The organism is Myroides odoratus, from assembly GCF_965118575.1.
Classification (GTDB): Bacteria; Bacteroidota; Bacteroidia; order Flavobacteriales; family Flavobacteriaceae; genus Flavobacterium; species Flavobacterium odoratum_B.
The window spans coordinates 31,896-54,976 of record NZ_CBCPHW010000004.1; the positions used below are offsets into that span (position 1 = coordinate 31,896).

Below are 23,081 nucleotides of genomic sequence, written 5' to 3' on the forward strand. Positions count from 1 at the left end.
AAAAATTCAAAACTAGTTATTGAGTTAGGTGCATACAGACTGTTTTAAAAATTACTAATCTCAAAATAAACAATCCTTCCCCCTTCTTTCGTATATTTGAATTTCGCAAATACTACTCCACCCTATGGCTGATTTAAAACGCACGTCTCTCCTTGATTTTTAGCAAAAAATAGTCGAGCAAAGGGCACCGATGTGGCTTCTCTTTTGCCTTCAGATAGCAAGAAGAACATTGGACACTTTACTATTTTTGATATTGGCGAAACGATTCAGCAGGTAAAAAAACCAAAGACATGCCCTACAATCGGCAGGAGTATTACAAAATCAGTTTAATACGCAGCAGAAATCAAGCGGAATATATCGATAAAACAAAAAAGCGACAACCCCAAAGAGAGTGTCGCTTTTCAATTAGTAATTCTGTATTATTTATTTGCTTTTTCTATTTTTAGAGCTTCAATAAATTGATTGAAACGAACTAAATACGCTTCTTTCGATTCGTTTAGTAGCTCTTGAAATGCATTTATTTCTTCTGCATGGTCGTTATAGAATATTTCGTCTATTGACATATTTCTTGTTGCGTCGACCATCTCCTGAGTAAGTAAAGTCAAAAAACCAGTATTATCAACCCTATCATATTCCAAACGCAGCAATTTTTCAAAAAGCGTTCTGTATCTCTGAGGCACTGTACCTGCGTGCGCTACACGCATTCCTCTATTGCTCAATACAGGACCAACTTGTTCTCCACCATCAACATTTTTAAAGTCATACGTATTAACTTTAACCATCTTTCCTCCTCTATAAGCTGTTATTATAACATCAATCATTAGTTTATCAGCAGAAGGCACGTCTTTACCAGAACCATTATACCAAATAGCATACATATCAATATTAAATTCTCTTCTTGTACTATTTGCTGGAATTTCACTTTTAACATTCGGCATATTGATATAGGTAGTTTCATAACCTGATCTTACATTATCACCTCCCCAAACTAAAGCTTCTTTTTGTTTAGGTACTGTATTAGGATATATATACAAGATAGGATCAAACGAGTCTATTAAACCATAACCAACTGCTTTTTTATCGATTGTTATAATACCCGTATTATTAATCTCTGTAGCGGTATCTAGATCATAATTAGAACCTCCACCCTGATAAACATACTGAACAACTAAATAATCAAAGGGTGGCAAAATAACAAAATTTTTATTTAATCGAATTTTCAATATTTTAGTAAAAGTAGGGTCATTTATATGAGCAACTTTAATAAATCCATCTATATTGCCAATTCTCGAGGCAGGCCCCATTTCAAAATACAGCTTTCCATTTCTATTTTGAGGTGCAGTATTCCAAGTAAATACATCTCTACTATAATCAACAACAGTCCAATCGGCATCTCCACCATAGGCCTCAATAACAGAGGATGTCATTTCAGTATTCTCTCCTGTTTTGAGCATCTCTTTGGCCAATTTCAACTCCAAGTTGCAAACTTCAAGAGTCGCACCCAAATTATTAGTATCTCTCAAGGTAAAAGTATATTCTTTATTGCCAAATTCAGTTGCACTGCGCGTAATGCTAATAAGTCCTGTAGTTTCATTAACTGATATAGAACTTGAATTACCAACTCCCATACCAACATCCAATTGCGAATCGGCAGGTTCTATAGTCATTTGGGCTGTTGCAGTCTGATTAATTGGAGAAACATAAACTTTAGTAGGAGTAACCGTTATTATCCTGTCTGCTTTCCCTACACGAATCCATTTTACTCCATCCCAAACATACATTCCAATCCCATTGCCCCCAGGTAACATCTCATTTATATTGAAAACAAGAAGTCCGGAATGTTTAGTATCTTCCTCAATCTTGGAATAATTTGAAGGAAACATCGGAAATAAATTATCTATACTTGTAAGCCATACTCTAGGCATGAGTAGTCCCTTATTTGAATTAATAGAAGAATTAAGTGTTGGTTCTAGATTCTTTAGTTGTAATAATGCCCCTTCTTCTGGTGCATTACCAGAACCTATAGTCACTTGTGCATGTCCAAATAGCGGTAATAAACCTATTAAAAAAAGAATGAGATACACTCTAAATAATTTGATTACATTCATATTTTTTGAAATATTAAATTAAGAAAAAATAATACTTTTTAAATAGTATTTTTATTAAAAAACAGAATCACAAATATATGTAATTTTTAATTATTCAATAATAAAAATACATAAATACATACTAAATACTACTAAATACGGCATTTATACAAAAATAAAGTAAAAAACAGAATTAAAACCATCAAAATAAAAAACGTATCCTCTTCTTTAATATATTTGAATTTCGTAACTAATATACCTCCCTATGGCTGATTTAAAACGCATGACTCTGCTTGATTTTTACCAAAAAATAGCCGACCACATGGGAACGGACGTGGCTTCCCTTTTACCGTTAGATAGCAAGAAAAACATAGGGCACTTTACTATATTTGACCTTGGCGAAACGATTCAGCAGGTAAAGAAAACCAAAGACATGCCCTACAATCGGCGGGAGTATTACAAAATCAGTTTAATACGCGGCAGAAATCAAGCGGAATACGCCGATAAAACCATCGAAATTAAACACAATGCTTTACTATTTGCTACGCCTCGGATTCCATATCGATGGACCCCTTTAGATGAAGATCAATCGGGGTGTTTTCTTGTATTTACGCCTGAGTTTATGGCGAAATCCCAAGTCGGTATTGCTATCGATGAACTTCCGATTCACCAACCCAAGGGGTATCCACTCTTCGAAATTTCAGACGAGCAAGCGGAGGAAATACAGCTAATTTTCAACAAGATAAAAAAGGAGGTAAATTCGGAGTATGCCTATAAGTATGAGTTGATTCGAACGTATATCCTTGAACTTTTTCACCTGGGACAAAAATTACAACCCACAGAAAATCTACCCATTCATCCCGCTAGGCCTACCTGTATTTCGGCTTTGTTTATCGAACTTCTGGAACGTCAATTTCCCATTGAATCCATCCATCAAACCCTTGGGTTGCGAACCGCCAAAGCCTATGCCGATCAATTGGCTATTCACGTCAATTACCTCAATCGAGTGCTCAAAAAAGATACAGGCTTAACAGCACTCGGAAGAACGGGATTACCTACAGACATTGGCAGTGTGGTTGCTTTTCTATGTACACCAGAAGCAAGTTGGATTAATGCGCAACGCATTGAAGTTTCGGGAGGGCAAATGCTCTAAAAGAGTTTGAACTAAATGGAGAGATTTGTGCATTACAGGATCTCTGTTTTTTGATTAAATGTAAAACAATTGATTTTAGAAAATCTATATAACCATTATACGACATGCTAACGTTATCTAAATTTTATTTTTAGGAATAAATTGATAAGGGTTTGTAGGTATCCTTTGAAGTTTTCTAATACAGGTAGCGCAGCACTACCACTACGTGTGTGACTGTAATTAAACATCACGAGCTTAGATATGGGTGCGTGATACACCCAGTAGTAACCAAGATGAGATTTGTCTTTCTTTTTCTGATCCAAAACTTTGATGGTGGTTTCATCTACTTGAAGATATCCTTCGTTTTTGATGTCTATGACAAGCTTTTCATATAGTGGTTTTAAAGCATCCATACTTTGAGCTGCCCAACCCTCTATTGTAGAGCAAGCTATATCAATGTTTTCTCTTGAAAAGCGTTGCTTTTGACGATATAGTGGAAGGTGATCTACCTATTTATCTACAAGTATCGTAGCTAATAATCCTTCAGAGGGTATTCCTTTATCGATGATTCGCTCTGGAAGTAATCCAATACTAATTTGCGTATTGTATTTAGTAGCGTATTTATATCGGATGTAACGTTTGATTTTAAAATATCTTGGAACATAGTCTAACACATCAGTAACTTCTTTTCCTATACAAATCTGATTGGATAAATCTCCCTTTGGGTGTATTTCTATCTCTTCAACTGGTAAATGATCTGGTAGTTTAGCTCGTCCTGGGTGTTGCTTTTTTTCGCGTGAATAAGTAATCTCTTGTTTGATTACCTCTTCTTGCTCTTGTACAACCTCAGGTTCTACATCTAGGGGTAACTCTGTTTGATTAGGATCTTCAAATCGTTCTCTGCTTTGACCAAACTTCATGCGTTGAAGTAGTTTAACTAAACGTTCTAATTCAGCGTTCTTTCGATAAGTTTTCTAAGTCTATTTCCATGAAGTAAATATACATCAAAACCCTTATTTACACAAGGAATTAACATGTTTTACTCCATAGAAAATCGCCTTTTTTGACTGCTTTTTATAACCTGGATTCCCTCTATCATAAGTACTAAATCACTCCAACTAATTTGAGTCCGATTATGAGCAGGAAAGGCAAAAGTTCCTTGCTCTAAGCGTTTGTGGTATAATACAAAACCTCCTGTTTCCCAGTGTAAAAGCTTCATTTGATTACCTCGGCGATTAATAAATACATATACACTGCCATTATGAGCGACTTGATTCAATTCGTTTTGAACAAGGCCACACAGACTATCAAAACTCTTGCGCATATCACAGGCTGATTTATACAAATAGAATTGATGGGAACTACTTAAACTAAACATTATCCAAGCTGTAATAAAGAATACAACTCACTCAGATTTTCTGTGTGTACTCGAAGTTTAACCCCATTAGGATAGATAATCTCATACTCCTTTTTTGTAAAGGGTTCTTCTTTGCTAATTGCTATAAAACTGCTCGTGTCATCTTGATCGGACTGTTTATAATATTTTTGAATCCAGTAACTAAAGGTCGCTAACTTTAATCCTTGTTCTTCACAATAAGTTGCTTGGGTTAATCCACTTGTTTTCCAATCCTCTACATGAGAGTACATGATGTCTTGTTTGCTCATCTCTTTATTATTTGAAGCAAACTTACTACCTTACATCAAGCTACAAAATATGGGGTTGCTCGGGTGCATACCTAACATCAACACTTGGACTTGTTGAACCTTTTATTAAAAAATATTTGTTGCTTCACCAGTAATACCAACTCTCAAATTTACATTTATTCCTATTACGCCATTAAATTTATATACTCTGTAATTACCCCCTTGAATCGCCGATATTGCTCCCTGACTTACTCCCTGACTTACTCCGTGAGCTATTGCCTGACCTACTGCTTATTGTATGGAAAAAATCAATAACTTTAATTTCTACTACTTTCATGCTAATTTATTACTTATAGACTATCAAAGAAGCGACGTATAATTACGTCTATAAACGCTCAAACTCATTCCTTTGTGCCTTTTAAAAAACTTATTCATATGGCTTTCATCTGCAAAACCAAATTCTTCCACAAGTTCATTAATACGAGCATCGCTAAAACTTAACCGATATTCAATCAATCTAAGGCGGTAATTAGCTATAAAGTTCGAAAGAGTTTCACCACATTGTTCTTTAAAATACACACTTAAATAATTCGGTGATATTCCAAATTTATCACATAGAATAGCAACTTTCAATTGTTTAGGCAGATAAATATTAGATTGGATATAATTTATAATTTCAAGAATTTTCTTATCGGCTTGTGCTTTTATATCACGGGGTTTAAATTTTGAAATGTTTCTTGCTGCAATTACAATCAAGGCATTGATAAAATGCAAATTCAAATCGGTATTGTACAGATCTTTGTTTCTGATAGTATAGAGGATGGATTCAATAATTGACTTGACAAGGGGCTTGTCATTTTCATTCTCTATGATACATCCAGATACATGTGATGCGTTATGCAATAAACATTCAATATGGTCAATACTCTTCCATTTATAGTCTTTGATATATTCCTTATTAAATCGAATGAGTAAAAACTCCGTTGTTGCTTCTACAGAAAAAATATGATAATCATTTGGCGTAAGCAATAAAAATGTTCCAGTCTTATAGGCAATGTGATTTCCATTTACTCCATGAGAGCCACTCCCAGAAATAACGTAAACAAATTGAAAAAAATTGAATGAGCTATCCGTCATCGGACATTCATCTGTTTTATTATAGAGTATTTCTACCTGTTGATGCAAACTTTTTTTTATCATGGTACAAATGTACTTCATTACAACACAATAGTACCTAAATATAATCCTTTTATCAGTCTACTTTTGTTGTATGAATAAAAATAATTTAATGAACATGACTACAGATACAATAGCCAATCAAGATTCAAAAATAACCAACCGATTACCTGTCTTAAAATTAATTCCATTAGCCCTAGCTGGTTTTATTGCCATTATGACTGAAACTATGCCTGCAGGTTTATTATCGCAAATAGGAAAAAGTTTAAGTATAAAAGAATCCTTAGCCGGACAGCTTATCACACTTTACGCACTTGGTTCTGTACTGGCAGCCATTCCAGTTATAGCAGCAACCCTACACTGGCCAAGAAAACGGTTATTATTACTAGCTACAGTAGGTTTTTTTATATTTAATGCCCTAACTGCGGTATCGACTCATTATATATTGACCTTAGTTGCACGATTTTTGGCAGGTATGGCAGCTGGTATTACATGGGGACTACTTATAGGCTATGCAAAACGTATTGTACAACCCCATATGGAAGGTCGGGCCATAGCTTTGGTCGGTGTTGGTCAACCCATAGCCTTAGCATTTGGTGTTCCTCTAGCAGTATGGTTAGGGAAAGTTTTTGGATGGGATGGAGCATTTTGGGCTATGTCCGTGTTGTCCTTTTTATTACTGATTTGGATGATACTTGTCTTACCCGATTTTAAAGGAATAAAACTTCAAAATCAATTAAGTGTATCTCGTGTTTTTACACTTAACGGTATAAAAAGTTTATTATTGGTTCTATTTTTATGGATATTGGCACATAATATTCTCTACACTTATATCGCTCCATATCTTTCCAATTTTGGTCTTACTGATAATGTAGATTTGATCTTGTTGATTTTTGGAGTATCCTGTCTATTAGGAATTGGTATAATTGGAATTTTTATTGACAAATGGCTGATTCCTTTGACAAAAGGAAGTCTCTTCGTGTTTGCTCTTGGAATCTTTTCTTTACTTATTGCCAATTATATACCTTCCTTACTCTATCTTGGCGTGTTTTTGTGGGGAATTTCTTTTGGAGGAATTTCTACCTTACTTCAAAAGAATTTGGCTGATAGAGCTGCTGAAAATGCTGATGTGGCTCAATCGATGTTCGTTACTGTATTCAATCTAGCTGTTGCAATTGGAGGTATTCTCGGTGGTATCTTGTTAGATAAATTTGGCTCGAAATCCTTTCCATGGGCAATACTAATCCTGATATTCGTTATCGTTCTTTGTCTGTCAAATAAGAAATTTAGTGCTACAAAAAGTCAATAAAACACGCCTTTTATTTAACAGCGTTACTTTTCATACAGGATTTGAAAAGCAAGTCCAACAAAACCACGAATTCCATACAATAAACTAAAGTGAATTATACTTTTAGTTACAATTTAACCCGTTGGATGTAATTAAATAATTTGATTTTTAAGATTTTATATATTTTTTTATATTTGCATTCAATATAACATAATTTAACAATATCGCATTATAAAACAATTCTTAATTACTCTTTTTTCTATAGCTCTATTGAGCTCTTGTTCATCTGACAAGGAAGAAATTATCACTAATAAAACAGAGAAACAATCAGAATATGCAATAAAAAACAAAAAAGAATTAATCCTTGAAAAAATTAAAGAATTAGGTTTAGATCCTAAACGAGTTAGTTTCACAGATGAATATATAAATGATGATAAGATAATTGTAAACTCTATAAAAGACTTGGATGTAGTTTTCAAAGGATTTTCTGATAAAGGCAATTTAGAAAGTAAAACATTTTATACGACAGAAAAAAATCCTGTGGAAAATCATGCCTTTACAAGTACTAATTTTGACAAGACTACTAAAAACTTTATAGAGTATTACTCTGTATATAATACTACACCGGTTTATGGAGCTTTATTCAATATGAATTTACAATATAATTTTTCTTATTCTCCAGTGAATTTAAGATACAAGGACCGTGATGGGTATAAAGATATTTCAAGTTTTATTACTGGATTTGTTCTAGGTGTTTCATATCAACAACAATATGCTCAGGAGGATTTATACATGAATGGCCCACAGATGTCTGAATTACATGAATTAAGAATACATGGAGTTATGAATTATAACTTATTTATAGAAGACATAGGAACCATTTACAGAAGCCCTGTTTTAACAGGAATCAAATTTAGATTACCTGATAGTAAGTATTCAAATAATGTGTCTTTTTTCCAAGCTTTCACAAAAATATTATAACAAATCATGAAAATTTATATTTGGCAATTATTTCTTATAAGCCTATTTTTATTTACAATATATGCTTTATATAGAGTCAGTAAATCAAATTATACCTTAAATAAAAAACTAATATTTTGCTTTATAATTCTATTGTTTCCTTTACTAGGTGGAATATTTTTTTTAATGATTAATCAAAACAACAAGAATTAGTTCTAAAGTAAGTTCCAGTTGTAACAACTCCAGAGGAACTTCTCCTCTGGAGTTGTTTGTCTAGGCATAATACTATGCAAAGATAAAGTCTTGAGCAGGGCGTATTGCTTACCTACCTGTAGTATACCCAAATAACACTTACTTATCCAAAGGTACATTTAACATTATTGAAAATGTAGCTTTTGGCAAAGGGAGTTGGTCGACTGTTTTCGATGAAAGAGCGAGAAGTACAATGACCGCGAGTTAGGCAACTTGGTTAGATCAATCGAATGACCCAGAACGACTGAATATAAAACCTAGAAAATTAACTTCCTTCAAAGGCAACATAACGCTTCTCATGGGGAGCAATTCCATCCTCGCTTATCCTGCTGTAGCAAAGGAATTAAAAGAAATCTTACCTGCTATACACTTACAAACTGTTGAAGGTGCAGGACATGGGGGACTCTTATCTCATGCTGAGTAAACGGCTAGTTTTATAACGGAACATTTAAGTAGCTACAAATAAAAATAGTTAAAATTCCTATTGCTTTTTCTATTTTTATACTTTTGTCGCCTATTTTACTTCTTTAGTGTGGAATAGTCACTGAATTTTACACCTTCGACCACTCAAAAAAGCGTGTCGACATCAATATGTACCTTGTATCAATGGAAAGAAAAAAAGTTACCTATCACCATTTATTCAAACTTGTTATCGCTTCAGCGCTTGTGAGTATATGCAGTTTGCTTTTAGTTTTTGCGACGCAACAATTGACGGAACACGTAGAGCATTTCATTTTTGAAACGGTATCGACTACGCAAAAGGCCCTTTTTATCATTCTGCCTACTGTTGGAATTACCGCGATCTATTTTTTGCGTAAACTGGTTTTTAAAGGGCGTAAAAACAAGGGGATTACAGAGATTTACAAAACACTGGATCAGCGCAAAGACCACCTGCCTGCTTTTAAAATACCTTCTCATTTACTCAATGGTTTTTTAACGGTAGTAACGGGAGGTTCTACGGGTATAGAAGTATCCTCTGTAGTGGCCACAGCAACCGTTGGCAACCTTGTACACACCAAACATTTTTCTGCCAATAGCTATAAAAAAGAATTGATTTGTGCGGGGGTTACCGCCGCGGTTTCTTTGCTATTTGCTAGTCCCTTAGCGGGTTTTCTTTTTGCGATAGAGGTAATTGCCAGAAAAAGAAGTAAATCGCTCTTCATCAGTTGTGGTACTTCTGCGCTACTGGCCTATGTATTTATCTTTTTGTTTCATTATCAACCTCTACTTCCTTTTCGCATAGAAGGTTGGTATGTACAGGCAATTCCTCTGTTTTTACTCGTAAGTTTACTGGGTGGACTGGTGTCGGTTTATTTTACGCTATTGGTTACCCGAATGAAAAAACTATTTGGAAACATCAATAATAATTTCATTCGCGTCAATCTCGGCGCTCTTTCGGTTGGGGGGCTAATTTTCTTGTTTCCTGTACTTTATGGAGATAGCTACCACGGTTTACACAATATTTTAGCGCATAAAGAAAGTGTGACTTGGATGGGTTTAGGCCTTTTGATTTTACTCAAACCCCTAGCCGCTTCCCTAACCCTTGGTGCGGGTGGCGATGGTGGCGTATTTGCCCCGAGTATTGTAGTGGGTGCTTTTCTAGGACTACTGTTTGCTCAAGTGTGTAATGCACATCTTTCGTTTCAGGTTATTCCTTTAAACTTTGCTTTAGTAGGTGCCGCTGCTACTTTATCAGCGTCTATTTATGCCCCGCTAACGGCTTTAATTTTAGTGTGTAATCTGGTTCCTAATGGCTATCAATTGTTTATCCCTTTGTTATTGGGTAGTTTTACAGCCAAGTACTCGGCACAGCTCATCCTGCCTTATAATGTGTACACCTATGATTTTTATTTAGAAAAAAATAAGCCTGCTTAGTTAGCGCCGTTTCCTTTTTCTCAGTTTGTGAAAACGGATGAACGATTTAACGGGATATTGTCTTTTGTGTGGAATGTTATTAAAAATAAGGGCGGCGATAAACAAAATAGTCACGCCAGTCAATACAGGTGAAAATACATAGCCATACCCTAAACGGGTAATACTCTCTCCGCCTGTAACGGCAATCAAAGCAGTTGCTCCACCTGGAGGATGAAGGGCTTTTGCCATTTGCATACCAATAATGGATAGGGACACCGCCAAAGGGGCTGCAACCCAAATATACTCACCGATGAGTTTATAAATAGTCACTCCGATAATCGCTGAGATAATGTGACCTAAAAACAGGTTCTTAGGTTGGGCTAACGGACTGCCAATGGCGCCATATATCAGCACACAACTCGCCCCAAATGAACCGATTAAAAAAGCAAAATCCTGCTTTGAAAAGGTTTCAAAATGAAAGTAGCTAATGGTTCCCAAACCTACAAATGAGCCTACAAAAGCCCAAAAGTGTTCTTTAAAATCTACCAAGGTCTCTTTATACAGCAAGTATCGAGTCTTGCGGTACACCGTGTTTTTCTTTATTGACATATCCTATATTCTATCGGATGGCAAATATATTGCATATCCAATAGAATCTAGAAGTTCTTGGAGAACTAAATTGTGCATCTCCTTTTTTGTGCCTTTTAGCAGCTATTTATAGCGACTCGTAATTGACGAAAGAATCCACACTAGTGAATATACGTTTGATTTCCTTTATATCCGAAGACTTTGTATAAAAAGACTCATTAAAATAATACTTTTTATTTAGAGTAAACTATAAGTATACACCATTTTAGTAGTAAGTATTCTCATGCTGCTTCAGATGCTTTTACTGTAACTATAGCAAGCATTTTTGACACTCTTCAACACTATAGAATACTTACTATTTATGTGTTTTTTAGTTGTCCTTTATTACTTCTTTAATTTTATCAATAGAAAGACCTAATTCCTTATAAACGATTTTATTATTATATTTTATAAACACATAGGGTACAGGTGTATGTTTTAAATCATATTTCGGCAAAATAGATGCAATTAATCTTTTTGAACTAAAAATACACCATGGACTTTCTAAAAAACCTGCGCTTTTATATATATTCCCCTCTGTATAAGCCTTTATATTAGTTTCTGGCACTATGAATAAAGCAATATTTTCTTCATTTTTTTGTTTTGATTAACGAAAGGTATGTAAGACGGTCAAAGGACGATAAGGTGTTTTCTATTCCCTCAAACACCGTCTGAAATGAGAGTTTAAAACGAATATCTCAACTTATCGACTGTATTAAAGACAAGAAAGTAACCTTTTGTTTGACAAGCCATATGTTTGCTACATTATTTTTAGCAATGGTTTTCCGCTTGAAAGTTTGAGTAAAATGATAGTCATAAAAACATTGCCACTACACAGATTTATGCCAAAATACCCAACGAAAAAGTCGGAAGGGATATGCAAAAGGTTTCACCTAAATTTAAAAATATAGAACTGTCTTTTGTTTCTAAATCATGACTCACAAGAAAAACAGAGGTAATTTTACCTCTGTTTTGTTTTTTTATTCAAAATATTTTATTATTTTTGAGGTAAATTTACCTTTAGCAGGAATGATAGATAATTTATTACATAAAAGTTTTGAATATAACGGGCCTTCTATTGAAGACTTGTTTACAGAGAAATTAGAGCAGTCAGGCTTAACAAAAACTCAATTTGAGAAGCTATCTGGAATGGAGAGAAGAAGCTTGGATGCTATTTTAGATAAGACTTCTAAGCAAACTGATATTATTAAACTATTAAAGCTCGCTGAGTTTTTAGAAGTTGATTTAAGTGAATTACTCATTATTCATTTCAAAGATAGACCTGTTGAAGAAATCAGAGAGCTTCAATCATCAATGGATATTACATTCATCAACAAATATTTTGATTTAAAAACATTAGCAGGATTAGGATTCATTCAAAAGAATGATTCTTTAGAAACTCTGAAAAACCGCATTTGTAGCTTTTTTGACTTAGATACTATTTACAATTACGATAGAGAGTTAAGTGACGCTCTTTATAGTAGAACTAAAAAATCTTTCAGTGACAAAATGAAGGACTTTTGGATAAAATCCAGCTATAAATATTTTGAGCTTATTGACAATCCAAATGAATATAGTAGGAAGGAATTAGTGGAACTGATTCCTAAAATCAAACCTTATACTCAAAATATAGAAAATGGACTGCTAACCGTTTTTCAAGCATTATATAATATAGGCGTTACAGTAGTTTTTCAGCCATTATTACCTAAAACACAGATTAGAGGCGCAACTTTTTTCATAAATGATAAACCGTGTATCGTAATCACTGATTTCAATAAGAACTATGCTACCATTTGGTTTGCTTTAATCCACGAATTACATCACGTATTATTTGATGTAGAAACAATACAAAAAACAAGTTACCATTTATCAGGAGAGCCGGATTTGTTTTTGATTCAGGAGGACAAAGCAAATGAATTTGCCTCTGAATACTTGTTGTCTTCAGAAAAAATGAGATACATTGAGAAATTGATTCATAATAAGTTTATGGTAGAGAAATTTGCTAAAGAGTGTCAGATACATCCTTGTATTATTTATTCTCAATATCAATGGAGGCAATCTAAATTAGGAAACGATTATTGGGCAGCATTTAAAGATGCTTTTCCAAACATCAAAAATATAACCAAAAAATTGAATGTTGCTAATTGGGATGTGGAATCAATCAAAGAAGCATCATTAAAAATAAGAGAATTATTAACTGTATAAAGCGACAAGATGAGCGATAATAATTTAAACAAAAACAAAGTAGAACGTAATCTCTCGAAAGAAGATCTAGAAAGATTAGAAATTCTACAAAAATCGGAAGAAGTAAAAGGCGAACAACTATTTATAAATTACGATTCAGAGGTAGTTATAGAGAATGAAGCAGAGCAATTGCTTGGACAAAAGATTGATGATCCGGTTCAAAAATTTCAATTGTACTATCACGGTCTTACCAAATTATTAAAGGATAATTTGCCAAAAGGTAAAGAGTTTGAAGATGTTCGTAGAATAGTATATGATGAAAAAAACGTACTGATTAATAGAGGTGCGAAAAAAGATGAAAAGGGAATTAGAGGAAGTGATGGTAGAATGGCTTATACCGAAGATTTGGAAGAAGCTATAAAGATTGTTGCTGAATGGACCAGTAGAAAAGGAACACCAGCAGAACTTTTTATGTCTTTTTGGGATAAGAACGAAGAACTTGGATATGGGCATCAAGATTAAATACAAATACCAAACAAATCTAAATCCTGAATAAAATAGGTACTAATGTAGGATTCCCTCAAAATCACTTGCAAGAATTATTGAGAAATAAATGATGGACTACATTGAAAACAAAATTAATAAACTACAAGAACTAGTATCGTAATACGATACTGAAAGTTTTGCAGAGTTCTTTGCATGCTTCATAAAGAAGTAACCCGCCCCTTTTGCTGAAATTGATTTAAACAAATTTAAATCCAAATTGGAAGACTTTCTATACTTGATTGCTCTAAATAATTAAACAGAAAAATAAAAAAGGTTTATTAAAGTATTACTTTAATAAACCTTTTTTAGTACACAATATTCTAGCTGTTTATGTTTTCAACCACTTAAATAAAAAAAGCTCTATTCTTTGGGGCTCATTTTCAGAAGTTCTGACCGTTGGCTCGTGGTGTCTCTATATTTTGTTTTAAAATTTAAATCACCCGCACTAAATCACCCAAGCTATTTTCGTTGAAATAGTTATCGCGACAAACTTTAAATTCTTGATTTCCCTTTTCAGTAGCTATAGCTTGTAAATAAAATTCCATCGTATGTTCACGTAAGGTCTCGTAATCCGCCTCATAAACGAAAGAAAATTTGGACGATATTAGGGATAGAAAAGACCAGGTACAAAATTCACTATCACTATCGCTTTTATATACCCCTTCATTCATTCCCTTCTGTATATTCCCTTCAATATAGGGACCAATCTTTTTCAGTAAAAACTTCTTTTGTTTGGCTTCTATTTTGGTATAAAATCTTGAATATTCAGTGACCACAGAAGAAAAGCTAAACTTAATCAGTATCTCGATGTAATATTTAAGTTCAAACAGTTCTTTAATGGCTGAGAAATTGCGTTCTTTAATAAAATCAAGATGCAAGAGAACCAAGGTATTTACTTCCGTTACACAGGCTTCAATCAACGCTTCTTTAGAAGCAAAGAACTGGTAAATGGTCTTTTTGGATATCCCTAATTCCAAAGCCAACTGATCCATCGTGGTCCTTTTTAAACCATCGCGAATAAAAAGGCCTAAAGCGATTTGACTAATTTTTTCTCTCATAATTCTTATCTTCCTTTCTAGGGGGCTTCTTAGCTTGTTTTACTACCACAATTAACCTTGTTGCTAACTCCTTTACTATCCTCTTAACTCCTTTGCTAACCTTGTTGCTAAGCCAGTCTTTTAGGGGTACTATTCAACACCACCGCCTAAAGCGCGGTATAAGCCAACAGACGCATTTAGCTTTTCCATTTCTGTTGTGGATTGATCTAACGCATTTTGCAAACTATTGTTTTGGGCGAGTATAACTTCCAAATAGGTAGCCATACCGCTTTGGTATAGTTTTAGCGCATCTAAAGAAGCTTTCTCTAAAGAAGCTGTCTTTTGCTGCATCAGTACTAATCGTTCCGTAGCCGCCTTGTATTTAGCTAATTCATCCGATACTTCGCCTACTGCCGTGAGTACCGTTTGCTTAAATTGAATACTGGTTTTCTCTTCTTCTAAAAGCGCCGTTTGATAAGCCGTTCGCAGTGCCTTTTTCTGAAAAATAGGCGCAGCTAAGTTGCCAATTAAGGTTTTCGTCAGTGAATTGGATAAATCAAACCAATCCTCAAACTTAACTGCATTAGTACCTATTTGGGGACTGATACTAATGCTTGGGTACATCGCTACTTTAGCCAAGCCCATTTTTGCATGATTGGCAACCACCGCATATTCTGCTGCTTTGACATCGGGTCTTCGACTGATTAATTGAGCGGGAACTCCCGTGGTCCATACCTCTTCTTGAAGGATGTCTTTCAAGGCTGCCGTGCGTTCTATTTTTGTGGAATACGCCCCACAAAGCAGACTTAATGCTGTTTCTTGAATGGCTATATTTTGTGTGATAAGTGGTACCAAAAGCTCAGCTGTTTTGAGCTGTGCTTCGGTTTGATCAACCGCCAAGGAAGTAATTTGACCCGCTTCATACTGCAATTGCATCATCTCTAACGTGGTTTTGCTTAACGCTATGTTCGCTTGGGCAATAGCTAGTTGCTCATCTAGGCTTACTAAATTGTAATACGCTTGGGCCACTTGAACGATAATTCGCGTTTTTAAGACCGTTAGGTTCTCGCCTTGTGCAAAATACTCCGCTTGAGCGGCCTGTTTTTGGAGCCTCGCTTTGCCCCAGATATCTACTTCCCAGGTTAATCGAAGGGATGAATTAAAATCATCGCTATAAGAAGTACCTGAAAATTGCTGAGCCATCTGCGCATTCAAATTGTTTTTGGAATTGTAATTTCTACTGGCTCCTGCTGCTACATCCAAGGTTGGTAGGAGTGCCAATTTAGCTTGTTTAAAAGCTAAATCCAGCTGTTCCATGTTTTTTAGAGCTACGTGAATATCGTTGTTTTTTTCTAAGGCTTTTTCAATTAATCCAATCAGTTGTTCATCGCGGAAAAAGCGCTTCCACGGCAACTGTACACTATCACTCGTTACCTGTAATTCTTGGCGAAATTGAACAGGAAGATTTAGGTCTTCCTGTTGATATTTCTTCGTACCCACACAAGAGGCAAACACGACCATCAGAGTGGGTATAGCTAATGCGCTGTATCTTAATTTCATTTCTTATTTTTATTTGTGATCGGTTTCAACTTCCTTTTCTTTTACACCCGAAATTCGCTCTTGCAGCTGTTGGAAAAAGATATACAACAACGGAATAACAAAAATTCCCAGTACTACGCCACTAAGCATCCCTGCTGCGGCACTCACACTGATAGAGCGATTACCTGTGGCTGTTCCTCCTGAGGAAAGCATCAAGGGCATCATCCCTACAATAAAGGCCAAAGAGGTCATTACAATGGGACGCAATCTCGATTTAGCTCCTTCAAAAGCGGCCTCAGTAATGGAGTAGCCTGCTTGACGTCTTTGCACCGCGAACTCTACAATCAAAATCGCATTTTTAGCGAGTAAGCCGACTAACATAATGAGTCCAATCTGCACGTAAATATTATTGTCTAAGCCTACGGTTTTTATGCCTACATAAGCACCTAACACACCCGTTGGTATTGAAAGTAATACAGCAAGTGGCAATAGAAAACTCTCATATTGTGCGGCAAGTAACAAATACACAAACAACAAACACAAGGCTAAAATTAGCACGGTTTGATTGCCTGCGGATTGCTCTTCCAAACTCAAACCTGTCCACTCGTAACTGTAGTCCGAAGGCAATTGATCGAGCACTTGTTCTATTTTGCCCATTAACTCTCCATTGCTCATACCTGGCGTTGGGATAACGTTAATCGTTACGGCATTGTATAAATTATAACGACTTACCGATTCAGGTCCATACACTTTTTTCAGGGTTACTAAGGATTTGATCGGAACCATTTCTCCTGCATTGCTCTTTACAAATATTTCATTTAGCGATTCGGTATCCTGGCGATAAATGCCATCTGCTTTGATATGAACGCGATAAAACTTACCGAAACGAGAGAAGTCTAACGACTGGTCTCCAGCAAAAAAGGTTTGCATAACATGTAAGAGACCGCTAACGCTAACCCCCATTTGTTTGGCCTTATCTTCATCTACTTCAATCTCATATTGGGGATAATCGGTTCTAAACATGGTAAAAGCAACTTGAACTCCTGGTATAGCCATAATCTGACCAATTACCTCATCAGTTTTGGCTTTTAGCATCGCAGGATTACGCGCCATACGATCTTGCAGTACTAATTCGGCTCCTCCAGAAACCCCATATCCATCTACGGGTGGCATGCGCAACGCCATGACCGTACCGTCTTTAATATGGGCTAATTTTTCGTTTACAATTCCCATTAACGCATCAATATCCTGAACTTCGCCACGCTCTTTTTTCGGCTTAAACTTAACAAAGCCCAAACCATAGCTAGGTCCACTACTGTTGCTCAAAAGGTTAAAACCCGTAATGGCTGTATTTTCATCAATCGCCTCTATTTCGCTGAGTAATTCATCGATTTCCTTCATCACCTTTGCCGTTGGTCCAGCATTGGTTCCCGGAGGCATTTCTAAAGAATAAATAAACATGCTATCATCTTCCATAGGCACAAAACTCTTCGGTGTACTCAACATCGTCCATCCTGCTAGGCCAATAATGCCAACAACTAAACCTGCGGCTAACCACTTGCGCATCGCTAAAAAGCGAACAGTGCTGACATAGCGATTGGTCAAGGTATTGAATCCTTCATTAAAAGCAGAAAAGAAGCGTTTTTTGAAGCCGTAGTTTCCGGTATCGTGACTGTGGTTATTTTTCAACAATAGGGCACATAAAGCTGGCGTCAGCGTTAAGGCATTTACGGCTGAAATAATAATAGCAATGGCTAAGGTATAAGCAAACTGTTTGTAGAAAATACCCGCAGATCCTTCCATAAAACCAATGGGAATAAATACCGCTGACATCACTAGTGTAATTGAAATAACAGCACCTGTAATTTCACTCATCGCACTTTTAGTTGCTTCTTTCCCTGTCATGGAGCTCCCTTCCATCTTCGTATGTACCGCCTCGACCACAACAATGGCATCATCGACGACAATACCAATGGCGAGTACCAAGGCAAATAGCGTTAATACGTTAATGGTAAACCCAAAAACCAAGAGAAAGAAGAAAGTACCTACAATAGCAACCGGTACGGCAATAGCAGGAATAATGGTAGATCTCAAATCTTGCAAGAAGATGAATACCACAATAAAAACCAAAATAAAAGCTTCGATTAACGTCGTAGTTACCTGTCCCGTTGCTTCATCTAACTTTTCTTTGGTACTCATTACTTTGCTAAAGTGAATACCTGGTGGAAAGGATTTCGATAAACGCGCTACTTCTTGGTCAATGCCTATTTCAATTTCATTGGCATTGGATCCTGTGGTTTGCATAATTGCTATAGTAACAGCATTTCTGCGGTTGCTCTTATTCTCATTTCCATAAGACACCGATCCAAATTCTACTCTACCGACATCATCCAATCGAATGCTATTAATACCCTCGTTTTTTACGACAATCTGCCCATAGTCTTCCGGTACATTCTTTTTTCCTTTATAGCGCATGACATACTGCAATACCGCATCTGAATCTTCGCCAAATTTACCGGGTGCAGCCTCCAAACTCTGGTCGGCAATAGCCGCTGTAATATCCGCTGGAACTAATCCATAGCGCGCCATTTTACCTGGGTCCAACCAAACGCGCATCGCATAATCTTTACTTCCAAAAATCTGCGCTTGACCTACACCTGGTATACGCTTAATTTGGGGAATAAGGTTAATATTAGCATAGTTTTGAATGAACTTCTCATCGTATTTCGCATTGTCATCCGTGTATAGATTAAATACCATAATCATACTGTTCTGCTGTTTGGATGTAGTAAGTCCCATTCGAATTACTTCAGTAGGTAATATCGGGGTTGCTTGTTGAATGCGGTTTTGCACATTTACGGCAGCTTGATCGGCATTCACCCCTTGTTTAAAGATGATGGAAATGGAAAAAGTACCATCATTACTAGCGGTAGATTTGATATATTGCATATCCTCTACCCCATTAATTTGTTCTTCTAAAGGGGTTACTACGGAGCGAATTACCGTTTCGCTATTTCCACCTGGATAGGATCCCGTTACGGTTACTGTGGGGGGTGAAATATCGGGAAAGCGGGTAACGGAAAGTCGAGACAATCCAATTAAACCCAATATCACGATAATTACAGATATAACAGTAGCTAGAACAGGTCTATCTATTATTTTTCTTAACATAAAAAGTATATTTTATTCTTAACTTTATTTTGAAGACTCTACTTTGGATACAACGGGAATTACCGCCATCCCTTCCATCAGGGCATCCATTCTATTGCTGGCGATTTTATCGCCTGCCTGAACACCTGATTCAACTAAATAGTCATCGCCGGAGCTTCCAGCTATTTCAATTGGCGTCATTGTTACGGTATTATTCTCCAAAAGTTTAAATACAAAGAACTTATCTTGAATGTCTTTGACACTTAGTTTTGATACTTTTAATACGTTAGGTTGTATTTTATTGAGTACCACTCGACCTGATCCCCCTGAACGCAATACTTTATCTGGGTTTTCAAAGATGGCTTTCAACGTCATACTCCCTGTATTTCGATCAATATTTCCACTGGCAAACTCCAATTTCCCTTGGTAAGGGTATTTAGATCCATCTGCGAGAATCAACTCAATCGTTTCTCCCATGTGATTGGCTTTTTTATAAGCAATAAAATCAGCCTCACTAAATGAAAAATAAACAAAAACAGCCTGAATATCAGATAATGTAGTTAGAGATACGGCATCATTTGGCGTAACCAAGTTTCCGATTCGATTGGGAATACGTCCGATATAACCACTCACGGGAGCTTTGATTAAAGCAAATTCAGCATTCAATTTTGAAGAGCCTAAACCAGCTTTGGCCTGTGCTACTTGGGCTAAAGCGGCATCGTAACGCGCTTTGGCTTCATTGAGCTGTATGGCACTAATCACTTTTCCTTCTACTAGAGGTTTTAATTTATCTACTTCTAAGGTTGAAGTGGCCAAATTCGCCAAAGCTGATTTTAAAGCGGCATCACTGTTATTCACTTGTTCGTTGTATATCTCTCCTTTGATGCGAAATAACGCCTGTCCTTTTTGAACATAGTCGCCTTCTTTGACATAAATTTCTTCTAAATACCCACTTACTTGCGCCTTAATATCCACATTAACTGCACCTTCTATCATACCCGGATAGGTGGTGGTTACTGTTGCATCTCCTTGTTTTAATGCAACAAAATTAGTCTCGAGAGCAGGCATATCAAAGCCTGCTGATTCTTCATTTTTTGAACCACAAGCCGCTAGAATTAGCGTTAAAACTAACGTTGATAGTACCTGTTGAATTATCCTTTTTTTACTAGAATACGTTATCATTTCTTTTTGAAAATTTGTTTTATAATCGAGAACAAAGAAAGAAAAGTCACCTCATTTTTTGGAGCTGAAATTTGGTGAAACGTAAAAATGGACAAGTGAACCGTTAATAGCGGTAGGTCAACTGATTTTAGTTTGCCTTGTCCTTTCTGAATCATGCCACAAAGCCTTACTTTACTTGAAATAGCAAGCTATTCACTAGATTTATTTTACAGGGGTGTATACTTTCATTTCACCTCCTGTATTTTGACTATTCACTCCCTATTTTATCCGTTCCAATAGAATTGAGACTCCTAAAACAACAAGGATTAAGTAGCTTGTCGCACTTAAGTAGTAGGACCTAACGGAAAGGAGAATCCGAAGTAGATGCTCTAAGAATTAATACCGTTCTCACAAAAACTGCAAATCTATATTTGCTTATCTTTACTTACACAAAAACTGCTCGCTTCATGATAACAAATAAAGGAATTAGAGGTATATTAATCCTATTTGCTTTTGTAGGTTCTTATATCTTTTCATTTTTATTAAATCCCAATTCAATCCACCATATAGGGTATTTTGAAAGACCCTATTCTGAACTAGCCATTGAATGGATATCCATTCTTGTATTTTGTGCTATTATTACCGAATTGAGCCTTTATCTAGACCGCAGATTAAATAATAAAATGCCGTGGACTGCGAAACCTCTTAAGCGATTAATTGTACAAACTATTCTTCAAATTATTGGAGTTTTGGTTGTAGTTGCTATTTTAGATCTACTATTGAATTTGGTGTTGGATATGTCGGCTCCAACCGAAAATGAACAACGCGAATTTATGCAGTGGATTATCGCAACGGTATTAATCGTCTTGATGATCAGCGCGATTAGTACCGGAAATTTTTTACTGCAAAACTGGAAAGCCACAGCAATTGAGGCAGCAGAACACCAATTGAAAGCGACAGAGTATGAATTAAATGCAGCTCAACATAAACAGGTAGCCGCAGAAGCGGAGTTACAAGCTTTAAAATTACAACTCGACACGCATTTTGTATTCAATAATTTAAGTGTCCTTTCTGAATTAATTCTGGAAGATCAACAGCTGGGGTATCAATATGCGGAGAATTTCACCAAAGTATATCGCTATCTACTAGTCAACTCAAAGAAGAACCTTATTACCTTGGAAGAAGAACTTAAGTTTTTAAACTCCTATCTCTTTTTAATCAAAAAACGCATCGGTGAAGGCGTGGTATTTGAAATAGAGATCGCTCAAGAGAACTTGCAAAAGCGATTACCTCCCCTGTCTTTACAACTGCTTATTGAAAATGCCTTAAAACACAATCGAACATTAAAAGACAATCCCTTAAAGATAAAAGTCTATACTACAGATCAAGACGAACTTATTGTGGTCAATGATTTATTGCCTTTGGTTACCAAACCCCAGTCGGCAACCATTGGCTTAAACAACATCAACAGTCGCTATGCTTTAGTATCTGATCGAAAACCGAGTATTAAAAAAGACGACTATTCTTTTACTGTAAAAATACCAATGCTTGTATGAAAGTAAAAAAAATTGTAATTATAGAAGATGAGAAACCCAATAGCGACCGACTAAAACGCTTATTGGTTGAACTCCGACCTGAGGTAGAAATACTAGCCGTTTTGGACAGTGTCAAGGAAGCTGTTCTTTGGTTTACGCAAACTAACATTGCCCCTGACTTGGTCATGATGGATGTACGCCTAGCGGATGGTCTTAGTTTTGAGATTTTTAATCAAATAAAAATAGAGTGTCCCGTTGTTTTTACAACGGCTTATGATGAGTATGCCGTCAAAGCATTTAAGTATAATAGCATTGACTATTTATTAAAACCAGTTGAAAAAGAAGAACTTGAAAATGCGTTACTCAAATTTGAATCTCAGGTTCAAGCTCCACAAATCGCGAATCCTTTTATAGAGGATCTTTTGCAATACATTCAACCGAAAGAATATCGCAGTCGCTTTTTGCTTCCCTATAGAGATGGTTATAAAACCGTGCTGATTGAAGAAGTGGCTTTTTTCTTTTCTGAACTTACAATTACCTATGCCAAATTATATTCGGGAGAAAAAGAAATCATTCCACAAACCTTAGAAAAACTGGAAGCTCAACTCAATCCCAAAGTATTTTTCCGAACTAATCGCAAGTATATTATCCATATCCACTCGATTCACAAAGTGCACAACTACTTCAATGGGAAACTCAAAATAGAGCTCAAAAACAACCCTAACGAAGAAGTACTGATTAGCCGAGAAAAGAATCCGCTGTTCAAAGTATGGATGGATTATTAATTGTTGAACTTGCTGTTTTAAGCGAATAATACTAACGCAAAAAAGCCCGAAGTAAACACACTTTGTTTGGCTGTTGCTTTGGCACAGTTGACTCATCCCATTTCTTAAAATAGTATAACTTTTT

20 protein-coding genes and 2 pseudogenes are annotated in these 23,081 nt (G+C 35.9%); 10 read left to right on the forward strand and 12 right to left on the reverse strand.

From position 1 onward, the window contains the following. Positions 1–419: 419 nt before the first annotated feature. Entirely contained in the window at positions 420–2,108 is a 1,689-nt protein-coding gene (locus tag ACMHJ2_RS04190; RefSeq protein ID WP_413511708.1) for a hypothetical protein, read from the reverse strand. A gap of 244 nt (positions 2,109–2,352) precedes the next feature. Between ACMHJ2_RS04190 and ACMHJ2_RS04195 the strand changes: the two genes are divergently transcribed. Next, complete coding sequence (locus ACMHJ2_RS04195) at positions 2,353–3,240, forward strand: AraC family transcriptional regulator (protein ID WP_413511709.1); 888 nt, start codon at positions 2,353–2,355, stop codon at positions 3,238–3,240. A gap of 113 nt (positions 3,241–3,353) precedes the next feature. On the opposite strand, the pseudogene ACMHJ2_RS04200 reads toward ACMHJ2_RS04195, so the two are convergent. From ACMHJ2_RS04200 to ACMHJ2_RS04220, 5 genes and pseudogenes are all read right to left on the reverse strand, one after another. Beyond that, positions 3,354–3,713: pseudogene (locus ACMHJ2_RS04200) on the reverse strand (IS66 family transposase); the annotation flags it as partial. 15 nt (positions 3,714–3,728) lie between these two features. Beyond that, a pseudogene (locus tag ACMHJ2_RS04205) lies at positions 3,729–4,160 on the reverse strand (IS66 family transposase); the annotation flags it as partial. Between the two features lie 98 nt (positions 4,161–4,258). Further along, the gene (gene tnpB / locus ACMHJ2_RS04210; protein WP_413511710.1) at positions 4,259–4,597 is read right to left on the reverse strand and encodes an IS66 family insertion sequence element accessory protein TnpB; all 339 of its coding nucleotides are present in this window, start codon (positions 4,595–4,597) and stop codon (positions 4,259–4,261) included. Continuing rightward, complete coding sequence (gene tnpA / locus ACMHJ2_RS04215; protein ID WP_413511711.1) at positions 4,597–4,884, reverse strand: IS66 family insertion sequence element accessory protein TnpA; 288 nt, start codon at positions 4,882–4,884, stop codon at positions 4,597–4,599. Before tnpA ends, tnpB begins: the two co-directional genes overlap by 1 nt. A gap of 339 nt (positions 4,885–5,223) precedes the next feature. Next, positions 5,224–6,063 (reverse strand): helix-turn-helix domain-containing protein, encoded by an 840-nt coding sequence (locus ACMHJ2_RS04220; protein ID WP_413511712.1) that lies wholly within the window; start codon positions 6,061–6,063, stop codon positions 5,224–5,226. Positions 6,064–6,157: 94 nt separating this feature from the next. Between ACMHJ2_RS04220 and ACMHJ2_RS04225 the strand changes: the two genes are divergently transcribed. The 5 genes from ACMHJ2_RS04225 to ACMHJ2_RS04245 all read left to right on the forward strand — a co-directional run bounded on the left by ACMHJ2_RS04225 (position 6,158) and on the right by ACMHJ2_RS04245 (position 10,414). After that, the gene (locus ACMHJ2_RS04225; RefSeq protein WP_413511713.1) at positions 6,158–7,348 is read left to right on the forward strand and encodes an MFS transporter; all 1,191 of its coding nucleotides are present in this window, start codon (positions 6,158–6,160) and stop codon (positions 7,346–7,348) included. Between the two features lie 249 nt (positions 7,349–7,597). After that, a complete protein-coding gene (locus ACMHJ2_RS04230; RefSeq protein WP_413511714.1) occupies positions 7,598–8,308 on the forward strand; it encodes a hypothetical protein in 711 nt (236 codons plus the stop codon). A gap of 6 nt (positions 8,309–8,314) precedes the next feature. After that, entirely contained in the window at positions 8,315–8,500 is a 186-nt protein-coding gene (locus ACMHJ2_RS04235; RefSeq protein WP_413511715.1) for a PLDc N-terminal domain-containing protein, read from the forward strand. A gap of 337 nt (positions 8,501–8,837) precedes the next feature. Continuing rightward, a complete protein-coding gene (locus ACMHJ2_RS04240) occupies positions 8,838–8,963 on the forward strand; it encodes a hypothetical protein (protein WP_413511716.1) in 126 nt (41 codons plus the stop codon). Positions 8,964–9,145: 182 nt separating this feature from the next. Then, complete coding sequence (locus ACMHJ2_RS04245) at positions 9,146–10,414, forward strand: chloride channel protein (RefSeq protein WP_413511717.1); 1,269 nt, start codon at positions 9,146–9,148, stop codon at positions 10,412–10,414. Here the strand turns inward: ACMHJ2_RS04245 and ACMHJ2_RS04250 are convergent, their stop codons facing one another. Together ACMHJ2_RS04250 and ACMHJ2_RS04255 are read right to left on the reverse strand one after the other, a co-directional pair. Continuing rightward, a complete protein-coding gene (locus ACMHJ2_RS04250; protein ID WP_413511718.1) occupies positions 10,415–11,002 on the reverse strand; it encodes an HPP family protein in 588 nt (195 codons plus the stop codon). Between the two features lie 349 nt (positions 11,003–11,351). Then, a complete protein-coding gene (locus tag ACMHJ2_RS04255; protein ID WP_413511719.1) occupies positions 11,352–11,588 on the reverse strand; it encodes a hypothetical protein in 237 nt (78 codons plus the stop codon). A gap of 365 nt (positions 11,589–11,953) precedes the next feature. Here ACMHJ2_RS04255 and ACMHJ2_RS04260 point away from each other — a divergent pair, with 365 nt between their 5' ends. Both ACMHJ2_RS04260 and ACMHJ2_RS04265 read left to right on the forward strand, forming a co-directional pair. After that, positions 11,954–13,225, forward strand: a complete 1,272-nt coding sequence (locus tag ACMHJ2_RS04260) for an ImmA/IrrE family metallo-endopeptidase (RefSeq protein ID WP_413511720.1) — start codon at positions 11,954–11,956, stop codon at positions 13,223–13,225. Between the two features lie 9 nt (positions 13,226–13,234). Next, a complete protein-coding gene (locus ACMHJ2_RS04265; RefSeq protein WP_159730883.1) occupies positions 13,235–13,726 on the forward strand; it encodes a hypothetical protein in 492 nt (163 codons plus the stop codon). Positions 13,727–14,181: 455 nt separating this feature from the next. Here ACMHJ2_RS04265 and ACMHJ2_RS04270 read toward each other — a convergent pair whose 3' ends face one another. The 4 genes from ACMHJ2_RS04270 to ACMHJ2_RS04285 all read right to left on the reverse strand — a co-directional run bounded on the left by ACMHJ2_RS04270 (position 14,182) and on the right by ACMHJ2_RS04285 (position 20,658). Beyond that, on the reverse strand, positions 14,182–14,808 hold the full coding sequence (locus ACMHJ2_RS04270) for a TetR/AcrR family transcriptional regulator (RefSeq protein WP_413511721.1): 627 nt from the start codon (positions 14,806–14,808) through the stop codon (positions 14,182–14,184). Positions 14,809–14,937: 129 nt separating this feature from the next. Further along, complete coding sequence (locus tag ACMHJ2_RS04275; protein ID WP_413511722.1) at positions 14,938–16,347, reverse strand: efflux transporter outer membrane subunit; 1,410 nt, start codon at positions 16,345–16,347, stop codon at positions 14,938–14,940. 9 nt (positions 16,348–16,356) lie between these two features. Next, positions 16,357–19,497, reverse strand: coding sequence for an efflux RND transporter permease subunit (locus ACMHJ2_RS04280; protein WP_413511723.1), 3,141 nt, complete (start codon positions 19,495–19,497; stop codon positions 16,357–16,359). A 24-nt stretch (positions 19,498–19,521) separates the two neighbouring features. After that, positions 19,522–20,658 (reverse strand): efflux RND transporter periplasmic adaptor subunit, encoded by a 1,137-nt coding sequence (locus ACMHJ2_RS04285; protein WP_413511724.1) that lies wholly within the window; start codon positions 20,656–20,658, stop codon positions 19,522–19,524. Between the two features lie 446 nt (positions 20,659–21,104). Between ACMHJ2_RS04285 and ACMHJ2_RS04290 the strand changes: the two genes are divergently transcribed. Both ACMHJ2_RS04290 and ACMHJ2_RS04295 read left to right on the forward strand, forming a co-directional pair. Continuing rightward, positions 21,105–22,193, forward strand: coding sequence for a sensor histidine kinase (locus ACMHJ2_RS04290; RefSeq protein ID WP_413511725.1), 1,089 nt, complete (start codon positions 21,105–21,107; stop codon positions 22,191–22,193). Continuing rightward, entirely contained in the window at positions 22,190–22,957 is a 768-nt protein-coding gene (locus ACMHJ2_RS04295; protein WP_413511726.1) for a LytR/AlgR family response regulator transcription factor, read from the forward strand. Before ACMHJ2_RS04290 ends, ACMHJ2_RS04295 begins: the two co-directional genes overlap by 4 nt. The last annotated feature ends 124 nt before the right edge of the window (positions 22,958–23,081 follow it).

What these genes read in the sequence shown, in the direction of transcription:
- ACMHJ2_RS04190 (WP_413511708.1), bottom strand. Translation starts at nt 2,108, where the DNA reads ATGAATGTAATCAAATTATTTAGAGTGTATCTCATTCTTTTTTTAATA.
- ACMHJ2_RS04195 (WP_413511709.1), top strand. Translation starts at nt 2,353, where the DNA reads ATGGCTGATTTAAAACGCATGACTCTGCTTGATTTTTACCAAAAAATA.
- tnpB (WP_413511710.1), bottom strand. Translation starts at nt 4,597, where the DNA reads ATGTTTAGTTTAAGTAGTTCCCATCAATTCTATTTGTATAAATCAGCC.
- tnpA (WP_413511711.1), bottom strand. Translation starts at nt 4,884, where the DNA reads ATGAGCAAACAAGACATCATGTACTCTCATGTAGAGGATTGGAAAACA.
- ACMHJ2_RS04220 (WP_413511712.1), bottom strand. Translation starts at nt 6,063, where the DNA reads ATGATAAAAAAAAGTTTGCATCAACAGGTAGAAATACTCTATAATAAA.
- ACMHJ2_RS04225 (WP_413511713.1), top strand. Translation starts at nt 6,158, where the DNA reads ATGACTACAGATACAATAGCCAATCAAGATTCAAAAATAACCAACCGA.
- ACMHJ2_RS04235 (WP_413511715.1), top strand. Translation starts at nt 8,315, where the DNA reads ATGAAAATTTATATTTGGCAATTATTTCTTATAAGCCTATTTTTATTT.
- ACMHJ2_RS04240 (WP_413511716.1), top strand. Translation starts at nt 8,838, where the DNA reads ATGGGGAGCAATTCCATCCTCGCTTATCCTGCTGTAGCAAAGGAATTA.
- ACMHJ2_RS04245 (WP_413511717.1), top strand. Translation starts at nt 9,146, where the DNA reads ATGGAAAGAAAAAAAGTTACCTATCACCATTTATTCAAACTTGTTATC.
- ACMHJ2_RS04250 (WP_413511718.1), bottom strand. Translation starts at nt 11,002, where the DNA reads ATGTCAATAAAGAAAAACACGGTGTACCGCAAGACTCGATACTTGCTG.
- ACMHJ2_RS04260 (WP_413511720.1), top strand. Translation starts at nt 11,954, where the DNA reads ATGACTCACAAGAAAAACAGAGGTAATTTTACCTCTGTTTTGTTTTTT.
- ACMHJ2_RS04265 (WP_159730883.1), top strand. Translation starts at nt 13,235, where the DNA reads ATGAGCGATAATAATTTAAACAAAAACAAAGTAGAACGTAATCTCTCG.
- ACMHJ2_RS04270 (WP_413511721.1), bottom strand. Translation starts at nt 14,808, where the DNA reads ATGAGAGAAAAAATTAGTCAAATCGCTTTAGGCCTTTTTATTCGCGAT.
- ACMHJ2_RS04275 (WP_413511722.1), bottom strand. Translation starts at nt 16,347, where the DNA reads ATGAAATTAAGATACAGCGCATTAGCTATACCCACTCTGATGGTCGTG.
- ACMHJ2_RS04280 (WP_413511723.1), bottom strand. Translation starts at nt 19,497, where the DNA reads ATGTTAAGAAAAATAATAGATAGACCTGTTCTAGCTACTGTTATATCT.
- ACMHJ2_RS04285 (WP_413511724.1), bottom strand. Translation starts at nt 20,658, where the DNA reads ATGATAACGTATTCTAGTAAAAAAAGGATAATTCAACAGGTACTATCA.
- ACMHJ2_RS04290 (WP_413511725.1), top strand. Translation starts at nt 21,105, where the DNA reads ATGATAACAAATAAAGGAATTAGAGGTATATTAATCCTATTTGCTTTT.
- ACMHJ2_RS04295 (WP_413511726.1), top strand. Translation starts at nt 22,190, where the DNA reads ATGAAAGTAAAAAAAATTGTAATTATAGAAGATGAGAAACCCAATAGC.